Annotated in this window: 17 protein-coding genes and 4 pseudogenes; 15 read left to right on the top strand and 6 right to left on the bottom strand. The window is 49.7% G+C overall.

The window, feature by feature from the left end; genetic code table 11:
• Window positions 1–11: 11 nt before the first annotated feature.
• Window positions 12–1,385 (bottom strand): sensor histidine kinase, encoded by a 1,374-nt coding sequence (locus tag EP25_RS0106050; RefSeq protein WP_031433044.1) that lies wholly within the window; start codon window positions 1,383–1,385, stop codon window positions 12–14.
• Entirely contained in the window at window positions 1,378–2,052 is a 675-nt protein-coding gene (locus tag EP25_RS0106045; RefSeq protein WP_031433043.1) for a response regulator, read from the bottom strand. Before EP25_RS0106045 ends, EP25_RS0106050 begins: the two co-directional genes overlap by 8 nt.
• A 147-nt stretch (window positions 2,053–2,199) precedes the next feature.
• Here EP25_RS0106045 and EP25_RS0106040 point away from each other — a divergent pair, with 147 nt between their 5' ends.
• From EP25_RS0106040 to tnpA, 8 genes and pseudogenes are all read left to right on the top strand, one after another.
• Complete coding sequence (locus EP25_RS0106040; RefSeq protein ID WP_031433042.1) at window positions 2,200–2,844, top strand: carbonic anhydrase; 645 nt, start codon at window positions 2,200–2,202, stop codon at window positions 2,842–2,844.
• A gap of 440 nt (window positions 2,845–3,284) precedes the next feature.
• Window positions 3,285–4,832, top strand: coding sequence for a SulP family inorganic anion transporter (locus EP25_RS0106035; protein ID WP_031433041.1), 1,548 nt, complete (start codon window positions 3,285–3,287; stop codon window positions 4,830–4,832).
• Between the two features lie 192 nt (window positions 4,833–5,024).
• On the top strand, window positions 5,025–5,561 hold the full coding sequence (locus EP25_RS0106030) for a hypothetical protein (RefSeq protein WP_031433040.1): 537 nt from the start codon (window positions 5,025–5,027) through the stop codon (window positions 5,559–5,561).
• A gap of 10 nt (window positions 5,562–5,571) precedes the next feature.
• Window positions 5,572–9,324: an EAL domain-containing protein gene (locus EP25_RS22425; RefSeq protein ID WP_084190976.1), complete on the top strand. Its 3,753-nt coding sequence runs from the start codon at window positions 5,572–5,574 to the stop codon at window positions 9,322–9,324.
• Window positions 9,325–9,601: 277 nt separating this feature from the next.
• A pseudogene (locus EP25_RS0106020) lies at window positions 9,602–10,543 on the top strand (IS4 family transposase); the annotation flags it as partial.
• A 518-nt stretch (window positions 10,544–11,061) separates the two neighbouring features.
• Entirely contained in the window at window positions 11,062–12,351 is a 1,290-nt protein-coding gene (ltrA, locus tag EP25_RS0106015; protein WP_235185849.1) for a group II intron reverse transcriptase/maturase, read from the top strand.
• 79 nt (window positions 12,352–12,430) lie between these two features.
• Window positions 12,431–12,808, top strand: a pseudogene (locus EP25_RS0106010) (IS4 family transposase); the annotation flags it as partial.
• 503 nt (window positions 12,809–13,311) lie between these two features.
• Window positions 13,312–13,743 (top strand): annotated as a pseudogene (gene tnpA / locus EP25_RS0106005) (IS200/IS605 family transposase).
• Window positions 13,744–14,006: 263 nt separating this feature from the next.
• Here the strand turns inward: tnpA and EP25_RS21800 are convergent.
• Window positions 14,007–15,358: pseudogene (locus tag EP25_RS21800) on the bottom strand (IS1380 family transposase).
• 113 nt (window positions 15,359–15,471) lie between these two features.
• Here EP25_RS21800 and EP25_RS0105990 point away from each other — a divergent pair.
• The 6 genes from EP25_RS0105990 (at window position 15,472) to EP25_RS0105965 (ending at window position 20,782) form a co-directional block, all read left to right on the top strand.
• Entirely contained in the window at window positions 15,472–15,816 is a 345-nt protein-coding gene (locus EP25_RS0105990) for a hypothetical protein (RefSeq protein WP_031433035.1), read from the top strand.
• A 434-nt stretch (window positions 15,817–16,250) separates the two neighbouring features.
• A complete protein-coding gene (locus EP25_RS0105980) occupies window positions 16,251–16,646 on the top strand; it encodes a DUF6869 domain-containing protein (protein ID WP_031433034.1) in 396 nt (131 codons plus the stop codon).
• 658 nt (window positions 16,647–17,304) lie between these two features.
• A complete protein-coding gene (locus EP25_RS0105975) occupies window positions 17,305–18,228 on the top strand; it encodes a hypothetical protein (protein WP_152555604.1) in 924 nt (307 codons plus the stop codon).
• A gap of 470 nt (window positions 18,229–18,698) precedes the next feature.
• Window positions 18,699–19,526, top strand: coding sequence for a replication initiation factor domain-containing protein (locus EP25_RS0105970; RefSeq protein ID WP_051906434.1), 828 nt, complete (start codon window positions 18,699–18,701; stop codon window positions 19,524–19,526).
• A gap of 9 nt (window positions 19,527–19,535) precedes the next feature.
• The gene (locus EP25_RS24235; protein ID WP_084190973.1) at window positions 19,536–19,859 is read left to right on the top strand and encodes a helix-turn-helix domain-containing protein; all 324 of its coding nucleotides are present in this window, start codon (window positions 19,536–19,538) and stop codon (window positions 19,857–19,859) included.
• A complete protein-coding gene (locus tag EP25_RS0105965; protein WP_407661369.1) occupies window positions 19,778–20,782 on the top strand; it encodes a tyrosine-type recombinase/integrase in 1,005 nt (334 codons plus the stop codon). Before EP25_RS24235 ends, EP25_RS0105965 begins: the two co-directional genes overlap by 82 nt.
• A 98-nt stretch (window positions 20,783–20,880) precedes the next feature.
• Here EP25_RS0105965 and EP25_RS0105960 read toward each other — a convergent pair whose 3' ends face one another.
• The 3 genes from EP25_RS0105960 to EP25_RS0105950 form a co-directional block, all read right to left on the bottom strand.
• Window positions 20,881–22,224 (bottom strand): matrixin family metalloprotease, encoded by a 1,344-nt coding sequence (locus EP25_RS0105960; protein ID WP_051906432.1) that lies wholly within the window; start codon window positions 22,222–22,224, stop codon window positions 20,881–20,883.
• A gap of 72 nt (window positions 22,225–22,296) precedes the next feature.
• Window positions 22,297–22,686 (bottom strand): hypothetical protein, encoded by a 390-nt coding sequence (locus EP25_RS0105955; RefSeq protein ID WP_152555603.1) that lies wholly within the window; start codon window positions 22,684–22,686, stop codon window positions 22,297–22,299.
• A complete protein-coding gene (locus EP25_RS0105950) occupies window positions 22,683–24,029 on the bottom strand; it encodes a gluzincin family metallopeptidase (RefSeq protein WP_152555602.1) in 1,347 nt (448 codons plus the stop codon). The genes EP25_RS0105955 and EP25_RS0105950 overlap by 4 nt, the downstream gene beginning before the upstream one ends.
• Window positions 24,030–24,218: 189 nt before the next feature.
• Between EP25_RS0105950 and ade the strand changes: the two genes are divergently transcribed.
• On the top strand, window positions 24,219–25,865 hold the full coding sequence (gene ade, locus EP25_RS0105940; protein ID WP_200875017.1) for an adenine deaminase: 1,647 nt from the start codon (window positions 24,219–24,221) through the stop codon (window positions 25,863–25,865).
• The last annotated feature ends 4 nt before the right edge of the window (window positions 25,866–25,869 follow it).

Here is a 25,869-nt window from a genome sequence, read left to right as displayed (position 1 = left end):
CGCTTTCATTGCTAGCCGGATCGATTGGGAAATTTTAGGTCTATCAGAGTGCCGCCGCTTTCCGATGAGCCCAAACTCAGCTGGGCCTGGTGTAGGTCAGCGATTTCCCTGACGATGGCGAGACCCAAGCCGCAGCCTTTTCCCGGGCTGCCGGGTATCCGATAGAAGCGTTCGAATATTTTGTCATGCTCGGCGGCGGGAATGCCGGCACCGTCATCGGCCACGCTCAAACAAGGAATTGGCCGGCGCGAGACATGGACGCTGATGTTGCCGTGCGGACGCCCATAGGTAATGGCATTATCCAGCAGATTGGCCAGCAATTCCCCCAGCAATACCTTGTCGCCCTTGACGGTTATGCTTGTGCCCGGGTCGTCGAAACTCAATTCAATCTTTTTTTGCAGTGCTTTCGGCACCCATTCGATACAGGTATCCCGCGCCAATACACGCAGGTCGACCGGTTCTAATTGATGGCTGCCTTCTATCGGACCGGAACGGGCCAGCACCAGGAGTTGCGTGATCATATGGGAAACCCGGTCGGCGCTGTTTTGAATCTGTGCCAGTGCGGGGCGCATGGCGTCGATGTCCTTTTCGCGTTGTGCCCGTTCCGCTTGCAGCTTTAACCCGGCCAGTGGCGTGCGTAATTGATGGGCTGCATTGGCAATAAAGCGTTGTTGCGCGGTGATGGCGGTCGCGAGTTTGCCAAGCAAGTGGTTTATCGTGTCGGTCAGCGTACGGACTTCGGCAAATACATGAGTTTCCGGTACGGGGCTTAGATCGCGCGGAGAGCGTTGCGCGATTTCATTGGTCAGTTTATGCAATGGCGCCAGCCCACGGTTGACTCCCTTGAACAAATAAATACTGATAAGCAGCGTCAACAGCAGTTGCGGCACCAGGTCGGCCAATAGAATATCGAGCATCATATCGCGGCGTTTGTTTAATGTTTCCGCGACATGAATAAAGACTTTCTCGGGCAGGTTGTCGCCAGAGGCCCGCATCGAAACGACTCGTATCGGTTCTTCGTGGATCATCGCATTAAAAAAATAAGGTCTGTTCCAGTCGATCGCCTTGATAGGTTCGGGGACGAACTGATCACCCGCCAGCACGCCGCTGTTTTCTGCGATGATTTTAAAATAGGTTTTATCGACATCGTCCCATTTGAAAATCTCCATGGCACTGGTTGGCAGTTTGGCATAGACCTGGCCACCCTTGACTTTGATTTCCTGCAGCAATGAACGGGCGGAATCCAGCAACCAACGGTCGTAGGCTTCATCAACATAATGCAATGTCACGAAATAGGACAGGACCGTTTCGATCGTGAGGAATAATATGACTGGAATAATCAGGCGGACAGTGATTGTTGCCTTTAGGCTGGCTGTTTTATTCATGGGGTTGGTTTTCCAGTAAGTAACCCAGTCCACGAACCGTTCGAATAACGACCTGATACGGTTCGAGACGTTTTCTAAGGCGATGGATATAGACTTCGATGGCATTATCGGCCAGCGCTTCGCCGTCGGCGGACAAACGCTGGGCGATACGTTCCTTGCTAACGACTTTGCCAGCTTGTAGCAATAGAATTTCCAACACGGAAAATTCCCGTGCCGCCAAGGTTAGCAACTGATCGTCGGCCATGACTTGGTGGTTTTGGGTGTCCAGCAATAATCGGCCCACCGTAATGGCATTGCTGAAACCGCCATAGCAACGTCTGATCAATGCATGCAGGCGCGCTTCCAGTTCTCTTAATTCGAACGGTTTGGTCAAATAATCGTCGGCGCCCTGACGGATACCTTCGATGCGGTCGTTAACCGCGTCTCGGGCTGTCAAAATAAGAATCGGCAGGGCCAGCTTCTTACTGCGAAATTTGCGCAATAGTTCCAAACCATCCATGTCCGGCAGCCCAAGGTCAAGAACGATTAAATCGAAATCCTGGGCCTGTAACAAATGTTCGGCGTACTGGCCCGTTTTGGCGCCTGTGACCGAAAAACCGCTGTTAGACAGGGTATGAGTGAGCCCGTCGGCCAATACTTCGTCATCTTCGATTAATAAAATATTCATGAATTTGAAAGGTTATTGAAAGGTTGGGTGTTTACAATGGATTTATTAAATTCGATAAAGTCGGCAGGCTTAGTTAGGGCAGGCAACTGGTAATGACGCAATGTAAGATTGGACATAGGCAAAGTATCTAAGCATTAAGGATAAACCATGCAAAAAGTTGATGACTTTTTAAAGAATAACAAAATCTGGGCGGAAAAGAGCAAGATCGATAATCCGGCTTATTTTGAAGAAATGGCAAAGGAACAAAAACCTGAATTATTGTGGATTGGATGTTCCGATAGCCGAGTACCGGCCGAAATCGTGGTCAATGCCAAGCCAGGGGAAATGTTCATTCATCGGAATATTGCCAACCAGGTGATTGCCACCGATTTTAATTGTCTGAGCGTGATGCAGTATGCGGTGAATGTGCTACAAGTCAAGCACATTGTTGTCTGCGGCCATTATTACTGTGGTGGTGTTCGCGCAGCACTGGCCAAGCAAAATGCCAGTTTGTTAATTACCAATAAATGGTTAATGCATATTAAAAACGTTTATCGCTTGCACCAAAATGAAATCGATGCCATGCCTAGCGAAGACGAGAGAGTCAACAAACTGGTCGAATTCAATATTCTGGAACAGGTGCATGCTTTGTCGCATACCTCTATTGTCCAGGAGGCCTGGAGCAAGCAGCGCAGACCGGTGTTACACGGTTGGGTTTATAATCTGAAAGACGGCTTGTTGAAACCGCTGATCAAGATGAACCCCGGAGACCATATTCATCCTATCTATGAATGCGAATTCGCTGGTAGTTAGGTATCTATTAATCCTGATTTTTAACGGAGTGATAGATTCATAATGACACTGTTCGTGCAGCATTCAGGAAACTGGGTTCCGAACTCCCGAATTCCGCGCTGCATCATACGGGCTGCGCGGTTGAATCAGAAAGCGTGAATGAGCATATCCATTGTATTCACCAAAACAAAATAGCCTAATACCGTATATGGAAGTGATATCATCCTTCGCATGGGTTACCCGAGGGCGGGAGCGTTATCTATTCTAAGTACGGCAACTGGATAATGTTGCTGTCTCCTGAATTTGGGCAATTCTTATGAAATAATCGGCGAAGAAAAATGCTGATTAGCTGAGGGTATTACCCAGATGCAATGAAGGATCGTGCATTTTATTTTTCCTTTGTTTCGTTCCCATCTGTTACAGTTTGTTAAGTTATTTCCTTATTCCGAATTTCAGCGTCAATGATTCATAAACATCTGAGTTATTACCTCTCCCATATCAGGCAGGACATTCCGGCCGGGATCGTTGTGTTTTTGGTGGCTTTGCCGCTATGCTTGGGCATCGCGCTGGCATCCGGCGCTCCATTATTTGCCGGATTGATAGCCGGCATGGTGGGAGGTATTGTCGTATCGTGGGCCAGCGGTTCCCAGCTCAGTGTCTCAGGGCCGGCGGCCGGCTTGACGGTCATTATATTCAATGCCATAGAGCAACTGGGCAGTTTTAGCGGTTTTCAGTTATGTGTCGTGCTGGCAGGAGGCATGCAATTTTTGTTGGGGTTTGCGCGCGCGGGCATCATCGGAGCATTTTTTCCATCCTCGGTGATCAAGGGAATGTTGGCCGCCATTGGTTTGATTTTGATCATCAAACAAACTCCCCATGCGGTCGGTTACGATGTAAGCTTCGAAGGCGACGAGAGCTATATGCAGGAAACCGCGGCATCCAGTTTTCAGGAATTGATTTCCTCGTTTGCCGCAATTTCTCCCGGCGCGACATTGATAGCCGCGGTTTCGTTATTGATTCTGGTGCTGTGGGAATTGCCTTGGCTAAAGCGTTTTACCTTGGTTCGGTTGTTTCCCGGACCATTGGTAGCGGTTGCCTGGGGTATCGTCTACAACTTGTCCGCCAAGGCCTATTTTCCAGCATGGGCCGTGTCCGGCAAGCATCTGGTTTCGTTGCCGGCGACGGGCGGCTTCGAGCAGTTTGTGGATTTGTTTACACTGCCGGATTTTAGTTTTTTCAGCAATCCCGAGATCTACACTATTGCTGCAACGCTGGCGATCATCGCCAGCCTGGAAACATTGCTAAGCTTGGAGGCGGTTGACAAGCTCGATCCGCTGAAACGGACCGCACCGACCAATCGCGAATTGAAGGCTCAGGGAGTGGGCAATATCATCAGCGGTATGATTGGCGGTTTACCGATGACGGCGGTCATCGTGCGTAGTTCGGCCAATATCAACGCCGGTGGTCGCACCCGTGTCGCCAGTTTTATTCACGGCCTGTTGCTGCTCCTTAGCGTCATGTATTTGACCCGCTTTCTCAATCTGATCCCGTTGTCCTGTTTGTCGGCTATTTTGCTACAGACCGGTTATAAGCTGGCCAAACCTTCTCTTTTTCACAATAGTTATCGACAGGGTTGGGGGCAATTCCTGCCGTTCGTCGTGACTATTATCGCTATTTTGCTCACCGATTTGTTGCAGGGCATTATCATTGGTATCGCCGTCGGGCTCTATTTCGTCATTCGCGCCCATTATCATGCCTCCATTACCTTGTATCAGGAAGGTAATCATTACCTGCTTTCAATGAACAAAGATGTATCATTTCTCAACAAGGCATTACTGCGCCGATTGTTGTTTCAGATCGATGAAAACAGCACGGTGCAAATCGATGCGACTAAGGCGCAATTTATCGACCACGATATCTTGGAAACCCTGCAGGATTTTATGATGTCTGCACCAGACGACAATATAAAGGTCGAGGTGATCGGAATGGACGATTCGATTAAAACGTAGCCATGACTCGGTTTCCAGGCCCCATGGCCGAAAATTATTTTCGGTATGGAGATGAATTCTGCTACATTTAGTAATTAAATTGGTTTTCGTGGGGTATCCGGAAAACCCCTTCAGCAGCGGCAAATTTCCTCTATTCAACGGCGGTAAGCGGCTGTAATTATAAATTACTGCAAAGCAAGCAGGGCGGGTCTTATGAATGAATTCATGCTCCAGCTAGGCATTTGGCTGGCTGACTGGCAGCAAACCGCGACTGCTGATATGCGCGTCAGCGTGGTTTTCATAACCTTCGTTTTCACGGCCCTGATTCTGCTTTTTTGGCAGCGGAAAAGTCTCGCAAACTGTAGACAGCAACTGACCGTTAGATTACTTGAGCAGGCCGCGTCATCCAGTTCCTTGAAAAATGCCGACCAATCGGCTGGACAAGTCAAGAGGGAGCAATCCACCAGCGTGGCTAAGTTGCAACAAACTATTGAAGAGCAGTCGAATTACATCCATCGTCTGGAATATGATTTGGAGATCAAGAAACTGTTATTGCAGGATGCGAAACATCCGGTGCAAGCTATTCCGGCCGCGATTATCGCCAAACAACAAGCTGATCAGGCCAGAATCGAGCAACTAGAGAAGCGGCTGGCTTGGAGCAAAAAGGGTGATTTTTCAGGGCACGGAGAAGAAAGCCTAGAGAATTTGCAGAATAAGGTAAAGAATTTTTACCAAAAATGGTTATCTTAGGTTGCCCGTTATGCCTGACACGATTACTAACACTGAGAAAAGAGCGCTAAGCCGGTTTGTTGGCGGAAATAAATGGTGCCTAAAACTGCCTTTAGTTTTATTGTTGCTCTTGCACAGCGCTTTTGTTCAAGCCGAGTCGTCCGCCTTTGTCCAGCCTCTAGAAAAAGTCACCGTTCAACTGCGCTATCTACATCAATTCCAATTTGCCGGTTTTTATGCCGCGATCGCTCAAGGTTATTACCGGGAAGTGGGATTGGAGGTCGAATTAAAAGAGGCAGCGTTGGTTGGTGAATCGATCGACGAGGTTTTGTTGGGGAACGCCCAATACGGTCAGACCGAGTCCGATTTGTTGTTTTATCGCCTGCATGGCAAGCCGGTAGTGGCATTGGCGCCCATTTTTCAGCATTCGCCATTGGTGTTGATGGTGCTTAAAGATAGCGGTATCCGTACGCCGCACGACCTGAAAGGCAAGCGTGTCATGCTGGAAATGAACGATAAAGCGACCAGCTTTATTGCGATGTTGATTCATGAAGGCGTTGGTTTGAATCAGATCGAGGTGGTCGAGCAAAGCTATGGCGTCGATGAACTCATTTCCGGTCAAGTCGATGCGGTCGGCGTTTATCTGACCAACCGGCCGTTTTTGTTGCAACAGGCCGGCATAGAATACCGTATTATTAACCCGCTTACTTACGGTATCGATTTTTATGGCGATACACTCTATACCACCGAGCAGGAAATTGCACGTCACCCTCAGCGGGTCGAGCGTTTTTTATCGGCAACGCTTCGTGGCTGGCAATATGCCTTGTCTCATAAAGAAGAAATCATCGACTTGATCATTGCAAAATACGGCGTCAAGAAATCAAAGGAACATTTGCGTTTCGAAGCGGATGCCATCAGCAAGTTGATCATGCCCGAATTGATCGAGATTGGCCATACCAATCCGCAGCGCTGGCAACGGATGGCCGATATTTTCGTCAGGCAAAAAATGGCGCCGAACGGCAGTGAACTAAATGGGTTTATTTACCAATCTTATCTACCGTGGTTAAAAAAGTATCCGGTCGAATACATTTTGGTTGGAGTGGTCGTTATTATAATCCCATTGTTGGGGGCGATTCATTTCTGGTATTTGAACCGCCGGATGAAGGAGCAGATGCGGGCCCGAAAATTGGCGGAAACGGATAATCAACGTTTGGGGGAGATATTGGAACATTCCCTGAATGAAATCTATATCTTCGACAGCGAAACGCTGAAATTTATTCAAGTCAACGAGGGGGCTAGGGTCAACCTGGGCTATAGCATGGATGAATTGAAACAATTGACGCCTTTGGATCTGAAGCCCGAATACGACGAGGCCAAGTTTAAACGGCTGACGCAATTGCTGAAATCAGGGTTAGGACAAGTGGTGTTCGATACCGTGCATAAACGTAAGGACGGCAGCCTGTATCCGGTTGAAGTCAATTTGCAGTTTCACGACGATTTAGAGCAGCCGGTTTTTTATGCGGTGATCAATGACATCAGCGAGCGTAAGGCCAGTGAGGATAAAATCAATCGCTTAAACCACCTCTATGCCACACTGAGCCAAATCAATCAGGCTATCGTTAAAATCGATAATGAAAAAGAATTGTTCCAGTCTATTTGCAGAATCACGGTCGAATTCGGCCGCGTGCAGATGGCCTGGATTGGTGTGCGGAACGACGATAATCGAATAACCCCTGTCGTTAGCGTTGGTGAATATAAGAGCTATGTGGAGCAATTGAAAATCACCCTGCATCCCGATGATCCCCTAGCCCAAGGGCCGACCGCCCAAGCGTATCTCAGTGGACAAATTATCGCCAGTAATGATTTCCCAAACGACCAAACCACCGAGCCTTGGCATGAACTCGCCAGGCTGAGTCAATGGGGATCTAGTTGCGCGGTACCCATACTCCGCGGTGGCGAGACTTATGCCGTGCTCAATGTTTATACTTCAGAGTCGAATTATTTCGATCAAGAAATCATTCGTTTGTTCGATGAGATGAAAGAGGATCTCAGTTTTGCATTAGATTCCTACGACCGCGAAATGGCCCGTCGTCAGGCCGAGGAAAATCTGAAATTGTCGGACAAGGTCTTTCAACAAAGCCAGGATGCGATTCTGATCTGTGACCAGAACAATAGCATCATTTCAATTAATCCCGCTTTCACTGAGATTACCGGTTACAGCGAAAAGGAAGCACTAGGAAAAAATCCCGGTTTCTTATCGTCGGGAAGGCACGACCGTGAATTTTATAGCGAGATGTGGCAAGCAATTCTGGAGAATGGGTATTGGCAAGGTGAAATCTGGAACCGGCGGAAAAACGGAGAACTGTTTCCGGAATGGCTGACGATCAGCGTGGTCAGTGACGATAATGGCGCTATCACGAATTATATCGCCATTTTTTCCGATATCAGCTTGCATAAGGAGTCGGAAGAGCGTATCGAGCACCTTGCCCATTACGACCCGGTGACCGATCTTCCCAACAGGATATTATTGAGGGCTCATGTCGATCATGAACTGATCGTCTCGGAACGGCAAAACAAGTCCTTTGCCTTGCTGTTTATGGATTTGGATCATTTCAAAAACATTAACGATTCGCTCGGCCATACCATCGGCGACCAGGTATTGATCAAGGTTTCCGAACGGTTGAAACAAATTTTGCGGGAAGAAGATACTGTGGCGCGTCTCGGCGGCGACGAATTTAATATTTTATTGTCGGAAGCCAATTTTAAAGGGGCCGCGCTAGTCGCCGCTAAAATCATTAATACTATCGCCCGGCCGATTCATATCGATCATTACCAATTGCACATCACTGCATCCATCGGTATCAGTCTCTACCCGGAGAATGGGCAGGATTATGAAACATTGTCGAAAAATGCCGATACCGCTTTGTATCAATCCAAGCACAAAGGCCGTAATCAATTTGCCTTTTTTACCGAAGAAATGCAGCAAGCCACCATGCGGCGCATGGAAATCGAACATGATTTGAGGCTGGCCTTAAAGCGGCGCGAACTACAAGTCTATTATCAACCTCAAGTCGACGCGAAAAGCGGCGAAATCATAGGCGCAGAAGCGTTGTTACGCTGGCTGCATCCCCAATGGGGCATGGTGCCGCCTGTCGAATTCATTCCGGTGGCAGAAGAATGCGGCCTGATTTTGACGATTGGCGACTGGGTGTTGGACCGGGCTGTTGCCCAAGCAGCACAATGGCAAAACGCAGGGTTAGGAGAGCTGGTCATCGCCGTTAACCTTTCCATGGCCCAATTCAAGGAGGATGTTCTTTATCAGACCGTTAAAACGACGTTGAAACGGCACCAATTTGCTCCCGAGTATTTGGAATTGGAGTTGACCGAAAGCATCGCGATGAAAAACGCCAAGGCGGCACTCGAAATCACCCGGCAACTGCGCCAATTGGGCGTGCAATTATCGATAGACGACTTCGGAACCGGCTATTCGTCACTCAGTTATCTCAAGGCATTTTCCCTGGATAAACTAAAAATAGACCGCTCTTTCACCAAGAATATGACTGTCAATAAAGATAGTGAAATAATCGTCGACTCAATCATCGGTTTGGCGAAAAGCTTGGGTCTTAGAACCATCGCCGAAGGCGTCGAAACGGCTGAACAATGGCGTATGTTGCGGCAAAAAGACTGCGACGAACTGCAGGGTTACTATTTAAACAAACCATTAACCGCGGAAGAATTTGAGGAATTATTGGTAAACGAGAAACGCTATCGAGTACAGGTTTGATGATGTAGGTACATAGGTCTTAAACAACCTTCTTGCGACCGGCTGATTACAAATATTGTCTATTCAATATCAATTCAATTAAATCAACGCCTTGCATTGTCCGCTAAAATCAAAAACAGTCTCAATAAGCCTTAAAAACAGTAGTAAACATATAGCGTAGCTACGATTTAGCTACAGTTGCTTACCGGCCTCTTACAGCCCTTAATCCATCCCGTTATACACAAGTCACTAAAAACAGTATGATCTGAGTTTTTTGCATGAGGAGCTGAAAGTCACCATGGGATGGGCAAAGGAAGAGTTATCACGGATCGACCTAGGAGATCAACGTTTGAATGCACGTTCTATCAAACTGCTGAAGCAGTTTGCCGCGAAACCGACGGCCAGTATTCCTGGGGCCTGTGGCGGTTGGGCGGAAACTATAGCCGCCTATCGTTTCTTTGCTCAAGAAGAGGTGGACTGGCGTGATATTCTGCAGCCGCATATAGACTGCTCGTTGACGCGGATGCGTTCGCAACCGGTGGTGTTATGTTTGCAAGATACCACGGAGTTAGATTTTAACGGTCGTCAAGGGCAAGGATTGGGGCCGTTATCGTATGAAGCGCAACGTGGAATGTATCTCCATCCGACGTATGCGGTAACGCCAGAGCGTTTACCTTTAGGTGTCCTGGATGCCTGGATGTGGGCGCGCGAAGCGAAAGATGAACAAGGTCACCGTCCCGGTATTTTGGAGAGTTTGCGCTGGATTGAAGGCTACGAACGGATAGCCGAACGGGCCATCGAGTGTCCTGATACCCGATTGGTTTATGTTGCGGATCGAGAGGCCGATCTCTTGGCCTTAATGCAGCGGGCGGATGCGCTTGGCCATCCGGCGGATTGGCTGATTCGAGCCAAACATAACCGCAAATTAAGTGGGGAGACGGACAAGCTATGGGATAAAGTCGCCCAAACCGATGCGCTCGGAGAGCTAGGTTTTTACCTACCGCCGCGCGCTGGGCGCAAGGGACGAGATATCGTCCAACAGGTGCGATCATTGCGGGTCAGTTTGCCAGCCGAAGGCGGTGGGACATTTGAAGCTACGGCCATTTTGGCCAAAGAAATCGATCCACCGGCGGGAGAAAAACCCTTGGAATGGCGACTGTTAACGAACCGCGTCGGGAATACGCTATCCGAAGCGGCGGAATATGTAGACTGGTATCGTTGCCGCTGGGAGATCGAAAGTGTGCCGCAGGCACACAAGTTAGTCGCATAGGATATGCGGTGAATTGTGGCTAAGCTCATTGGAAGATGGTGGTAGGCCCACCGGAGTCTGCTGTCGGAAGCCGGCTTCAAACCGCCTCAAGCTGCGTGTATTAAGAGTGCAGGTAGTGAGCGTTGAGGAAAAGTTAATGGATAATTAGCAGGTAAGGTATAGAGAGACGAGTAACCCCGAACCTTTGTTGACGCGTCGTCATCCAGAGAATTGACATCAAAACCAGAGGCGTTTCGATCTTCTGGGATCAGTTTGCAAGTGAATTCCGAATGCTGTGCAAGCGGTGTCCGGCGTAAAGAAGGCGTGACTCTATAGCGGGCTTTCGATGGGAACTGCGGGAACCAGTCATCATGATGTGAAGAGAGGCATGCAAATAACGAAATTTATGAGCATCAGAGTATCGATGCATGATACTGGGGCGGAGTTGTTCGTAGTAGTGAGGAAGCGTTGGTAATGAACGTGGAGCGAAGGGACAACGTCGGGCTGCTTTGTTCAGGCTTCAACTGTCGACAGACAGGAGGAAGGTCATGAGCCAAGCAAAACCTTTTGTCATTTCCAAATGGCAAGTCATGCGCGCGTTTGAATTGGTGAAAGCCAATGCAGGTGCCGCTGGCATTGATCAGCAAACCCTTGCAGAGTATGAAGGAAACCTGCAAGACAATCTTTACAAACTCTGGAACCGGTTATCGTCAGGCAGTTACTTTCCGCCGGCCGTTAAAGCGGTTGCGATCCCGAAGAAATCGGGGGGAGAGCGTCTACTGGGGATACCGACAGTGAATGATCGTGTGGCGCAGATGGTGGTCAAACTGAAATTTGAACCGGCAGTTGAACCGCATTTTCTCGCGGATTCGTATGGCTATAGACCGAACAAGTCAGCACTGGATGCGATCGGCGTTACTCGGGAACGCTGTTGGCATGACGACTGGGTGCTGGAATTCGACATCAAAGGATTGTTCGACAACATCCCGCATGATCTGTTGCTGAAAGCCGTTGATAAACACACGGACTGTCCGTGGATTCGGCTTTATATCCGGCGTTGGTTAACGGCACCGATGCAGATGCCTAATGGCGAACAGGTGTCGCGGGAAAAGGGTACGCCACAAGGTGGCGTGATCAGTCCTTTGCTCGCCAACCTGTTTCTGCATTATGTCTTCGACAAATGGCTACAAAAGTATTATCCGAATACACCCTGGTGTCGCTATGCGGATGATGGTTTGGTGCACTGTCGTAGTGAAAGGGAAGCCAAACAGATGCTGACAATCCTGGAACAGCGCTTCAAAGCTTGTGGATTAGAGCTGCATCCGCTGAAAACCAAGATCGTTTACTGTAAAGATGGTAGTCGTAAAGGACGCTATGAAAATACGGCCTTTGATTTTCTAGGTTATACCTTTAAGCCACGGCTCTGTAAAAATCGCAAACGCAACAGTTTGTTTGTGAATTTTACGCCAGCGGTGAGCAAAGTCGCCCTGAAAGCGATGCGACTGAAAATCAGGAAACTGCGCATACGCATGCGTACCGAGCTGAGTATTGAGCAACTAGCTCAATGGCTGAATCCCATTATCAATGGATGGATTGGCTATTATGGTCGGTACTATCGATCGGCCTTGTATGCGATGTGTCGTCACTTCAACAAAACGTTGGTGAGATGGGCAAGACGAAAGTTTAAAGCCCTTCGATGGCACAAAACTAGAGCGGCGCAGTTTCTTGAACACATAGCTGAACAATGCCCGAACTTGTTCGCCCATTGGCGAGTAGGAATGACAGGCGCGTTTGCCTGATGGGAGCGGTATGAATCGAGAGGTTCACGTACCGTTCTGCGAGAGGCTGCGGGGGAAGTTCCCGCGGTCTACTCACCTGTTTTTCAACATCTTGAAAAACGGCTGCAAGGTGGAAGCCTTGCAATTATCTGCCATTTCACGCATCGAACTGGCATTGGCTTTGTTTATGATTATTGCCTGGCGAATCGGTTACTTGATGCGCTTGGGACGGGAATGTCCGGAGATGGACTGCGAAGTGGTGTTTGATCGAGAAGAATGGCAAGCCGCTTGGTTGGTTGCCCGTAAACCCTTGCCGCCTGAGCCACCCAAACTCAATGAAGCGATTCGATTAATTGCGAGTTTTGGTGGATTCTTGGGGCGCAAAGGCGATGGTGAACCTGGCGCCAAATCACTCTGGCAAGGATTACAGCGCGTCATGGATTTCGCCATGGGAATACGCGCTGTGCGGGAGACCTAGATTTGTGTATAACGGGATGCCCTTAATCCCAGGCGTTGTAATGACTCAGTTTACGGCATACTCGTTATTCAAGCGATTATCCAATTGCTTAAGGCCAGCTTTCATGAATGGGATTTAACTCGGCAAACTTGCTATACCAAATTTGTGTGCTAAAGTTCAAAGCAATTTTGTAGCGCAACTTAACGTGAACGCTAACGTAGCTAGATCGTGTTTTACAAAGTTTAATTTATTTTGGTGATATCTCTTCAACGGGTTTTCACCTTAACGGTTGATTTGGTCCATCGGCTTTCGGTCTAATTTAATGGAAAATTGCATTTATCGTCCAATTTCCTTCTTCATTAGATTGATTTGGTGCAGCTCAGTCTGCATGTAAGGCTTATTGTATGATCCCTGAATCAGTGACTTCAATTATTGGTTGGGAAATTAATTATCCATCATAAGGTTTAAACCACCGGCTTTAGCCGGTCAGCTTTAGCTGCGATAATTTGCCCAAGGAGGTGGCGATGGACTATAGATACGGCAGCCATACGGTTTACCAAATTGAGTATCATTTTGTTTGGGTTACGAAGTATCGTTATAAAGTGCTGAAGGATGAAATAGCCGAACGAGTGAGAGACTTGGTGCGGCAGACATGCGAAGCCTTTGAGATACGGATTATCAAAGGTGTCGTGAGCAAAGATCATGTGCACATTTTGGTGAGTGCGCCGCCGACTATGGCCCCAAGCGAAATCATGAGGCGAATCAAGGGACGAACTTCGAGCTATCTGTTCGAAGAGTTCCCGCACTTGAAAAAGCGATATTGGGGTCGACATTTTTGAGCCCGCGGTTATTTTTGCGCCACAGTGGGGCAAATGACTGATGAGATGATAAAGCAATATTTGGAGCATCACTTTGAACCTAATCCAAACGATAATTTCAAGATGGAGCCCGACTAAGACGCGTCGTTTAGTCGACGCGTATCCGGACTTTCAGTCCGTTATTGGAACCCACCCGCTTGAGCGGGTGGTTGTTTAGTCTTGAGTTTTCCAAAATTCGGAGATTTTATAACGCTATCAATAAAGTCGAGTTTAACTGAGGATTATTGAAACTTTTTTTCGTAGGTTTTGAGAAAATAATAGGGGCATGGCGTTTTTTGGGCAAAGAGAGATTAAACGCGGTGTTGCCACGCTGATGGTTTGAAGCTGAAAACGTTGAAGGGTTAACCGGCGGCGAGTTTTGTGTAGGTCGATTCAAACGCGATAAAGCCGGGGCAAGCGTTGGAAAAGCGCAGTTTTAACCGGCGACCGGTACGGATCAAACGGGCGGCCAGATACATGAGTTCTTGAATGACGGTTCTGATGCGGCGTCGTTTGGCCGGATGCCGAATGGGGCTTTGTTGCCCCAGTAAGCCGATCAGGCCGATCCAGCGCAAGATATTGTAGCTGTAGGCGCTCAGGGTCATGATGACATCGTTGGTGGCGAATTTGCCCGAAGGCAAGCGTTCGATGTCCAGATCCGTTTTAAACTCGCTGTGAAATTGCTCGGCGGTGGCATGATCACGATACAGTTGAACGATCAATGTGTCGTCATATTCGGTAGAAGCTAGGCTTGTCCACCAGCCTTCCATCTCGATCTCAGGGAACAGCAGGAGTTGTCCCTTAGCCGTTGTCGTTCGTTCGGTGATTTGCACTTGTGCCCTGTGGGTATGACGCGACGACAGGAATAGGTTTGGCCGTTTCGGGTGTGTTCCTCCGTGACACTAAATAAGGCCACCCGTTTGCCTTCACGTGGTGTGTCCCATTGTCCGTGTTGCTCGGCGTAGGCTAGCCAAGCATCGGCATTCTGTTTACGGGGATTCCATTTGATGATGAACTCGGCTTGCTCGTCTTCCTGTAAGACAATTCGGTTGTCGAGTGCGTCATGCCCGCTATCCAGGCGAACAAGTAACGGCAAGGGTGTCAGACGCTTGGCTGCAGTCAGTCCGCGCTCCAAGGAATAGAGGAATTCGTATTGGCAATGTTGCTTGCCTTCGCGCAGTTCGTTGCCAAGACACCAGCCTTCTTGGCCCAAATAAAGCGCGATGGGGGCATAGCCGTCGAATCCTTTATAGGTCCGGGAGACGCCTTCCTTGCGCGTTTTTTCGTTGTTCATCGGATAAACATCGATATCCAGCGCCACATGACCAGTGGCTAACGGCGTTACCGGGACTTGCGCGTGGGCCAGAAAATCGATGTTGCTCTGATAAACGAGCGGCAATAGTGCCTCGGCGTGTTCGTCCAACCGTTGTCTAAGGCGAGCGCTGGAGGGGACTTGTTGAATCGACAGCGCGGTTTTGAAATAGTCGTCGTCGCGGTAATTCTCAATCGCTTCGAAATCGCTCTTGCCCAGGCAAAGCGACCCGATCATGCTTTTGATAATATCGGCATGAGCGATACCGTGGCGCAATGGAATACCCTTATCCAGCACTTGATTGAGTTGGCCATACTGATTCAAACATAAGCCCACTAAGGCTAATCCGGAATGGCTGGTATAAAATTCAGTTTCTGACTGCTCCAGGATAAATCGTTTCATGATTCACTGAGTGGGTGAATGAAGAAATAACGACATTATCCCAGATTAAGCTTGTTAAATCATTAGGATAGAAGAGATTATCACTTCTTAAGTCACGGATTCAGGTCAACTTTATGAAAATAATTACTATGGCTAGTGAGGATACCCCCCCTTATTTTAATAGAAATAAATGTTATTTTAGGTTTAATTACTTTGATAGTAATTATGAATTTCCAAGTATAGAAACTTACATTTATCTTGGTAATGCATTGGAAATGAAAGAAAAAATTCCAATTATGGAAGGTTTTCTGTATTTTCAAGATGCTGAATCCTTCGCTAATCATGGTTTTTTAAATTCCAAGAGGCATGAGCTTGAAAATGATGAAATGAGGATTTGGCAAATAAGTGAAGCCGAGGCGAAAAAGAAATTATTAAATTTCGATCAATTAATACAAGTGCTTAAAGAGTGTAAAAATTAGCTCGTAGCGTGATGACATGGACTCCTCTCCACCCCCAAACGGTGTCATAATGCACCCAAGAATTTAACCGGGACAAAGAGGAGTCCAAAATGAATCGTAACGTAGTGGGTTTGGATATAGCAAAACAAGTTTTTCATCTGTTCACGATGTTAGATGGAAAAGCGATCAAGCGGAAGTTGAAGCGATCGAATCAAAGGGGTCACAATCAAAGGGGCAGACTCGATAGGTTTTTCCTTTTAAGATAACCGGCTCGGCACTTACCGGTTTAAGGCCGTAAGGAAGGGTACATACATTGGTCATGCTGACCAAATTAGACAGAAAATAAATAGACTTCGTAAGAAGATTGCTGAGGCAGATGCTAAAGGTTGTAAAGTTGACCCATTTGATCGTAAGTTGCTTAATCTCGAACCTCCGACTTGCTCAGCTAAATAATCATGAATAAAGAATATATTCGAATTGCCCAAGCATGGATTCAAAATTGCCGCGATGCCTATACTTTTGGCGTTAGTAGTACTGAAGCTGAATTGACTTGGTGGGCATATGAAGAACTTGAACAACTTATTGATAAGAACCCTCAACAAGCATTAGAAATAATTCTAGACATATTAAATTTAACTGATGAAGATCGTGTTTTAGATAATCTTGCTGCAGGGCCTCTTGAATCATTGTTAGTAAAAAATGGTGATATAGTCATTGGAAACGTAGTTAGCTTAGCGAAAAGGGATGCTAAGTTTTATGAGTTGCTTAAGGGAGTTTGGGGTAATTCGATTGATGAAAGTATATGGAACGAGATCAAAACCCTTGTTCAAGAAATAGGTCATGATCGTTGACGTTCCCTGTTCTGTCGAACTTCCAAAAACGATTTACTGGCGAAACAACGGTACCATATATGGTCCGCCTCATATTACAAAAAAAATTCGTCAGTGACATGAAGAATATTGCGCCCATACCCGGCCTGGGTTGAGGTCTATTTTAGGCCTCCGGCCCTGACGGACTTCGCCTATTCCCCCTCATCAGGTCTACAGCTTCTTAGAGCCCGAAGTACCGACAGGTTGTTTTAGAATACAGGTATTACCTCTTATGCCATCACGTGAACTATACCTCCGCAATTGGTTGCTAAACGGTGAGTTGTTTTTTTGCGTTAGATTCGCGTCGTCCCCCCACTTGAATTCCGTGCGGGTTTCGGGCAGCGCAAGGACGACTCGGCGCTGGCGCCAGCGTCCTAAAACGTCACCAGGTCTTGCAATCAAGCACGTTAATGTAGACAACTGGCACCGACGAGCCAACCGATGCCAATGACGCCTACGACGAGACGGCCCGCTTTTGGCCAATCGCTTTTTGTGATTATAATTTTTGTATCACGGTAGCCAGCCATCCACAGGAGGGACCCGGCGGGGCTGCGGCAGCGTTGCCCCAGAGCCGGGAGGTCCCTGTGGTTGGGTGGCGGTTGGCCACGCCACACCCTTCAAAAGGACCTGAAATCACCCTATGACGACCATTCCCAGACCCAATCTTGAACTCGTCATTCAGCTATACGGCTCATGTCTGCCTGACTATATCTGGATGCTTCGTAATATCGAAACCGACAAAAAATGGCTGCGGTTTTCACCGAGATTGAATGAGTTTATTAAGAATCTACGATGCGAAGGTTATCCCCAACTTTATCAGGATGAAAAGCGGATCGAGACGGCGTTATTCCGAGCGATTTTTCCAACCGACGACGATATTTGCGATTTATTTCAAGAACTGGCCAGCCTCACGGTTGACAAACAAACTCGATTTCTGAATGACTGTTTGGAAGGATCAAACGAACTGGGTCAATTGATCGATGAAAAGCTGGTCCATATCGACGACCTCGACTTAACGCCGGAAGGGCAGAAAAAAGCCAAGCTTGAATTCGATAAATTATCGCCCGAAGAGCAACAATTGCAAATGCGGTTTGTTCAATGTATATCGGCTTTCGGGCTTGCCAGCTTCTATAACTTTTTATCGGTCATGGTCCATGGCCGAAAGCTTACCCAGCTGGTACCGGAAGCGATGCAAGGCAACGATGAGTCTTTTTGTCTGGCCGTACATATTGATAAATCCATCATTCATCAAATTCCTTATTTCAAAGATCGTTTCGCCCGTGCTCAGCAAGAAGGCGATGAAAAGTTTTTGTCATCGGTGAGTTACCGGCTTCAATCGCCGCAGTTAAAGGGGAGAGTGCGGCACCGTTTGTTGTACATGCTGTTTGCGATTCTAGAAGCCACGCAATGGCTCAATGATCTAAAGCACCGTGAAATACTGGATATTTGCGATCAATTGGAACTTGACCGCTATGACAACCGAATCGAAACGGAAAACGCCTTAACCAAACGATTAAACGACTATCGGGAAGCGCAGAAAATCAACCGACTGTCAATGCCCTGAAATACTTTTTAACGGCATCGTGATTTGATTTTTTGTGGCATACCTTAGCTAACCATCGCGGGACGGATTGGCCGTCCTGCCTTGGTTAAATAGGCTAATGTATGCACAAGAAATCCACTGAGCATTTCCATTCAGGAGTGTTACCACAAGCGACTCCCTCCGAACATTCGCACGCGAGCCCAGCGCCCGCTGACGGACAGGCACGCGCAGGCTCTGAGCGTGCCTGCCCGGCGGCGGGCGAAGTCCCCCGTCTGGTAATACGGGGGGAAAGTTTTAGTATTAATGATTCAGAATCAGGCGACACTCTTCAAATTCGTCCCATTGGAAGCAATGGCAAATACAAGATTATTCGAACGCCGTTAGCAAATCCAAGCACGGAACCCAGAGCGGCGTTAACCGATTATCTGAATACCAGCTTTCAATTTTCGCCATCGCGTGAAACTGTCGCCGAATTATTAAGCTGGTTTAAATTGTTCCTTGGGGAACCCTTCGGCTCACTGGAGCAACGTAAGGGCGGCTTACACGGCTATCAAGTCTCTTTCACGATAGGCGACACCGGCGGTTTATTCGCCTATGGCGGACAGCGCGGCACAGCCTTTGTCAGTCTACCCGGTTCGGCCTGCGCCTTGATTGAAGATTGGGAAAGCTGTTATCACTTGTTTCATGACATTCTAAACGCTCGGATTACCCGCTGGGATGGGGCTATCGATCAATTCGACGGCGTGCCTTCGGTCAACGATGCGGTGAACTTCTATCAATCCGATTTATTCAATGCCGGAGGCAATCGGCCTTCCTGTAGTCAGCAAGGCAATTGGTTGGAACCGGACGGAACAGGGCGCACGTTTTATGTCGGCAAACGCAAGAATGGCAAAATGATGCGGGTCTATGAGAAGGGCAAGCAGTTGGGTGACCCGGAAAGCCCCTGGGTACGCTGGGAGTTGGAACTCCATAACCGGGATCGGGAAATCCCCTGGGACGTGATCCTGGAGCCGGGCAAATACCTGGCTGCATCTTATCCGTGCATGGCCTGGGTTAATGACATTCAGGAACGCATCAAAACCACGCAGAAAACCGCGCAAATCTCTTACGAGCATTTAGTCCACTGGGCCAGTCAAGCCTATGGGCCGTTGATTAATGTCATGTTGGAAGTGGAAGGGAGTGCTGAAAAGGTTATCGAACGATTGAAACGTACCGGCGCACCGGCACGGTTGGCTCTTAGCGATCAAGAAACACTCGCGCAGTTGATCAACGATCCTGACGCCTCGGCCAACGATCCAAACCAACCAGAGAACCAGTAAAGGGAACCGATGAAAACGCTCAACCTGCAACAAGCGGCGGAGTTACTGCATATTCATCCGGTGACCCTCCAAAGCAAAGCCAAGGCCGGAGACATACCCGGCGCGAAAATCGGCAAGTGCTGGGTGTTCGTCGACGTTGACTTGATCAAGTTCATTCGATCACAATACGACCGGCGGACGTTGCAGGGTGAACAGGAGATAAGCCTATGTCACTCTTTAAACGTAAAGACTCGTCCCTCTGGTGGGTCAAGATCACCATCAACGGACGAATTGTACAGAAAAGCACTGGCACCGCCGACAAAACCCAAGCGCAAGAATTCCATGACCGGCTGAAAACGCAGTTATGGGACCAGCTAAAGCTCGGCAATAAACCGCGTTACTCTTGGAATGACGCCGTGGTTCGTTGGCTTAACGAGACTCAGCACAAGGCCTCAAGAAATGACGATCTGATGCACTTACGCTGGTTGGATCAGCATTTCGACCAAGTGCCGTTGGATGGCATTAACCGGGACTTCCTGGATCAAGTCATCCAAGCCAAGTTGGAAACCGGCGTGGCTAATGGCACGGTCAACCGGATGCTGGCGTTGATTCGGGCGATTCTACGCAAAGCGGCGCTGGAATGGGACTGGCTGGACAAGACGCCTAAGATTCGTCTGTTACCGGAACCCACCAGGCGCGTGCGTTGGATCACCCGACAGAAAGCAGAAAGGCTGATCGACGAACTTCCACCGCATTTAAAAGCGATGGTGCGTTTCAGCTTGGAAACCGGCCTCAGACAATCCAACGTCACCGGCTTGCAATGGTCACAGATCGACCTTGCCAGACGCTGTGCCTGGATACATCCGGACCAAGCCAAGGCGAAAAAGGCCATTGCCGTACCGTTGTCGAAAACGGCCGTGGTGATTGTCAGGGAGCAGATCGGTAAGCATGATAGCCATGTGTTTACCTATCATGGCAAACCGGTCTCTGAGGTCAATACCAAAGCCTGGCGCAATGCTTTGAAGCGGGCGGGGATCACGGATTTTCGTTGGCACGATCTGAGGCATACCTGGGCTAGCTGGCACGTACAAGCGGGAACGCCTTTGCATGTGCTGCAGGAACTTGGGGGTTGGGAATCGGTGGAAATGGTGCGGCGTTACGCTCATTTATCCAGTGCGCATTTAGCGGAATATGTTGACCGTTTGTCCGCGATCCGAGCCATAGACGATGAGTCGATTGGCTACGATTTAGCTACGGTCAATAAAAAAGGCCCGTAACGAAACCGCTACAGGCCTTTAGAAATATGGAGCTGGTGATGGGACTCGAACCCGCGACCGGCTGATTACAAATCAGCCGGTCGCGGCAAGCGATATCTTTATGGTTGACTGGTCACCACCAGATGATATTTGCTCGCTTTGTATCCTCTGACCATGACATAAGCCTTGTTTTGTCCTGTTGGTACATCCAGGCTGCAGCTTTCGTTGGCGCCGGTCAGATAAGGGCGACAGGCATAAGTGCTGGTGGTGGGCTTGCTTTGGAAACGAACATATAGATCGGGGTCGCCGGTCGAATCGTTGGCGAATATCAGGGCCGTGAAACGGGAACCGGGTTTTACCGAATAGGGCCCGTATTCCTTTTCCTGATTCTGATTGACTTGCTGTTGCGCGTAGGCATCGGTGCGCATTTCGCATACTTGTGATTGCGGTTCGGGTTCCGGTTGCGGAGCCAGGTCCGGGCAGATATTGGCGTCGACTTGAAAACCGGGAGCGGGTCCGTAAATACAGGCCGCGCCGTTTTTATCGAGATAGGTCAGGGTCAGGCTCCAGTCGCCGGCGCCGTTACATTGCGGGTAATGCATGACCGAAAAGGAGTCGTAATCGGTCAGAGGACGCCAGTTATTGTCTTCGAAACATTGGCCGGAGTCGGGTCGGGTATGCTCGTGGCGAAAACCGAGAGTATGGCCCAGTTCGTGCCGTAGTATCCCACGCAAGGTAAGGTTGCCGTTTGGATCTAAGGTGAAGGAACTATCGTCGATCAACACATTTCGGGCGGAACGGGCGTCGTTAGGGAAGAAGGCGCGCGCCAAGTATTGGCCATTGACGTTGACCGGGCGCACATCGAACACGACTGACTGATTGGTCGCGGTGCAGTTGTCGTCATGCGCGGATAAATGGACGAACTTGACGTCGGCCACTTGCGACCAGGCTTCGCCGGCGGCTTTCATGTCGGCCACGACGGCATCGTAATGGTTGCCGAATGAACGGCTTACGCAATAATCGAGGTGGAGTTTCTTGCTGGCGCTCCAAATAGTGTCGCTGCCGTTTTGTGTGTTGACGATCAGGCTGCGAGGGGATTGCAGGGAAGCCGGCTGTTCGCCTTGTTGGATTTCCTGTTCAAAGAATTCGCGCAGCAGTTTTTCGTTGGCGATCGGAGTATCGCCGTTGACGATGTATTTGCCGCCAGGGAAAGGCTCCTTATAGACACTGGCTTCGAATTCTTCGAAACTTTTATCTTTCCAAGCCATTCTGGCCTGATGAGCGTTTTCCCGCGTCACTCGCTTGCCTTCCGCGGGAGAAACCTTATTGCCGCTGGCTGGGGCAAAGGTCGGGACTTTGTTCGGTTTCGATTTGGTCGGCGCGCCGCTGCAGGCCGATAGGGCCAGGATTACAACACAAGCCAGTACTGGCAAGGATTTATGGGATTGTTGTAGGTGTCTCATCGGTCTCTCCTCGTTAATGGGGCGGGGTCCGCCTTGTTAGTGCCGGACTTTCTATGGACCGGCTTTCAGCGTTTAATCCTGGCAGCGTCTGGCTTCGATGTTCAGTAAGTCGATGCCTGTCGCCGTGGATTCGATTTTTTCCAGCAAGGCTGCGGCATCGGTTGGATCGGAAAATTCGATGCATAAGCGAGTTTCTCCCTCCAAGCCGATCGTATTTTCCCGGATATTCAATTGCATGCCCTGTTTTTGGGCTTCGATCAACAGGTCTTTGATTTTAAGATAGGCTTGGTGTGTCTGAGGCGGAACGCCACGGCCTCGGGATAAGGCTTCGATGCGAAGGGTGGTTGGCGTTTCGTGTTGGAGTTTCATCTCGGTGCCGTGGCAAGCGACGCTCAGCAATAGCAGCAAAAATGGCAAGAGTCTGCTGATGAACGAGTAGCCTGTTGCCGCCGCTGATATCATCGGTTCGTTTTCCCTTTGCCGGCTTTTTTGCCGGGCTTTTTCGCTTTTGTAGAATTGTCCTTGACCGGCGCTTCCGGGTCGGTGGGACCTGGCGTATCGCGTTGCGGATCGCAATCTTCCAGCCGATAAAGCGAATACATACGCGAATCGGCGGCGGCTTGCAGGCCGCGCCAGGCGAAACAGTCGCGCAGGATGGCTTTATGCCGGCCGTCGTTTAGGCTTTGGTCGGCGCGTAACAGGCTCCTGGCATAATCGTGATAGGTCAGAAAATGCGGCGATAAATTCGACCAGGTGGTTGCCAATAATTGGCCGACGCTATCACGGGCGGCGATCAATGCCTGTTTGAAAGCCTCTTCCTGCCCCAGATAGGCTTCCTTGAAGGCGGCGGCGATTTTTTCGTGGTCGGCCTGTCCGGTCGTGCTGTTGTCCGAACGTTTGCCCAATTCCTCAGAAATCAAATTCGCTTCGATCAGGTTTTGCTGAAAAATTTCAACTAGCGTGTCGAATACCGCGCCGGTGAAGGGCAAAGACCTGAGATGCGGTTCGTCGTTGACGTCCGCCATGCGCAGATAGTTGAAGGCAATGCGCACTTGCTTGCTTTCGGACAACTCGCCGACCCGGCTCAATTCGTTGTAACTGAAAAGATTGCCGTGAGTATGCGCCAGCAGATGCGTCACTACCGAATCGAAATGCAGCGAAGCGATCAAGGCGATCAGGTCGCCGGCCGATTCCTGCATGCCGGCATAATCGACCGCCAGGTCATTGCTGTTATTGGGCGAGCCGACCGTGGCGTAAATCAGACAGTGGCCGAATTCATGGGCCAATACATCGAAATTCTGGCAATGCGGTTTAGTGAAGTCGATGCCGCCGTAAGCCGCCCTGGCATAACCGAATTCCATAAAACCGTAGCCTGCCTGGGCGTTGTTCCATTCCACCAGCGGGATCAGCTCCAGTCTTTCGAAATCCAGGTCGAAATGCCAGTCTATGCGCCGGCCGAAATAATCCTCCCAGATATCGAGTACGAAGCGGACCGTAGCGTACATCGAGGCACAGAGGAATTCGCGGCTGTCGGGATCGAGATGATCGAAATGGCCTTTTTTCGGTTTGACAGGGGCATTGACCTCGCCGCGATAGGGCGGTCGGTCGGATTGGGCATAGGGTTGCTTATGGATTGCATCGGTCACATACATGCGCTCGTCGGCGGGGCCGGCCAAGATTTTATCGGGGGGGACAGAGACATGGATCGTTTCCGGTTTGGAGAACGCCTTCAAATAACGCGGCTGGGGAAAAATGCGAAAGCGTGTGCCGCTATCGCGCAAGGCTGCACTCAGTTTCGCCGACATGGCCTTATCCAGATGTCAGTGAAGTTCGGGCGGTTTGAAGCCATAATAATGTTCTCCGCTTTGAAAGCTCGACATTAACCGTACGCCGAGTATTATTTTGTATAGCATAGTTTGCATAACTTGACCACAAATTAGGAGGAGATATTTCTTGGCAAGCGTTTTTAGCAATCCGGCACTATAATCCATATCATGAAAGACGATTCCGGCATTCTGACAACTAATCTGATCGACCTGTTTGAGGGCGGTATTTACTTTGCCGAACTGGCATGGCGGGAAGGCATCATTAGCGATATTCGCCGCCTTGGACCGGAGCGTTTAGGGCGTCCTTATCTATTGCCCGGCTTCGTCGATGCCCATGTCCATATCGAAAGCTCGATGCTGACGCCGGTGGAGTTTTCCCGCCTGGCGGTGCGCCACGGCACCGTCGCGACCGTTTCCGATCCGCATGAAATCGCCAACGTGTTGGGTTTGCAGGGCATCCATTTCATGTTCGCCAATGCCGAGCAGACGCCGCTGAAAATACGCTTCGGCGCGCCATCGTGCGTGCCGGCCACGCCGTTCGAAACGGCCGGCGCCGAACTGGGCGTAGCGCAGCTGGAAGCCTTGTTCGCAAGCGGGGAAGTCGGTTATTTGTCGGAAATGATGAATTATCCCGGCGTTCTGGCCGGCGATCCGGCCGTGCTGGAAAAATTGGCCGTGGCGCAACGCCATGGGGCGCCCATCGATGGCCATGCCCCCGGTCTGGTCGGCAAGGACGCGCAACAATACGCGGCTGCCGGCATCAGCACCGATCATGAATGCGCCAGTCTGGATGAAGCCTTGGATAAAATCTCCGCCGGCATGCACATTCTGATTCGCGAAGGTTCGGCGGCGCGCAATTTCGAGGCCCTGCACGAGTTGATCCGCCTGCATCCGGACAAGGTGATGTTTTGCAGCGACGATAAGCACCCGGACGATTTGCAACGCGGCCATATCAATCAACTGGCGGCGCGCGCTGTGGCCAAGGGCCACGATGTGTTCGCGGTATTGCGTTGCGCCTGCTTGAACCCGGTCCGCCATTACCGTTTGCCGGTAGGGCAATTGCATGTCGGCAATGCCATGGATGCGGTATTGGTCGACGATTTGACCGATTTTCAGGCTCTCCAGACTTGGATCGACGGCAGGACAGTCGCCAGCCGCGGCATTTGCCGCATCGAATCGTTCGCGACCGAATCCATCAATCGTTTTTCCGCTCGACCGGTGGAGCCGGCCGATTTCGCGATCCCTGATCCCGCTGTCACCATCCGCGCGATCAAGGCATTCGACGGCGAATTGGCGACCGAGGAATGGCTGACTTTCGCCAAATGCGACAACGGCATGATCGTGGCGGATACGGAACGGGACATTCTGTTCCTGGCCGTGGTCAACCGTTACCAAGCCGCTCCGCCGGCCGTGGCCTTGATTCACGGGTTCGGGTTTAAACACGGAGCGTTGGCTTCGACCGTGGCGCACGATTCCCATAACATCATCGCCGTGGGCGCCACTATCGAGGCCTTGTGTTTGGCTGTCAACGACGTGATCCGCCGCGAGGGGGGAATTGTTGTGGTTAATGGTAAAGGTAGAAAGTTCGGGTTGACGCTGCCGGTGGCCGGATTGATGACGGGGGACGATGCCGAATTTGTCGCCGCCCATTATGCCGAACTGGACCGGCAGGCCAAACGGCTGGGCTCGACCCTGCGTGCGCCGTTCATGACACTGTCGTTCATGGCGCTACTGGTGATTCCAGCGTTGAAATTGAGCGACAAGGGCTTGTTCGACGGACGCCGTTTCGAGTTTACTTCCTTGGCGGTCACATAAAACG

This window comes from Methylomarinum vadi (genome assembly GCF_000733935.1).
Taxonomy (GTDB): domain Bacteria; phylum Pseudomonadota; class Gammaproteobacteria; order Methylococcales; family Methylomonadaceae; genus Methylomarinum; species Methylomarinum vadi.
The sequence above is the reverse complement of the archived record's forward strand: the minus strand, read 5'-3'. Positions and strand labels throughout refer to the sequence as shown.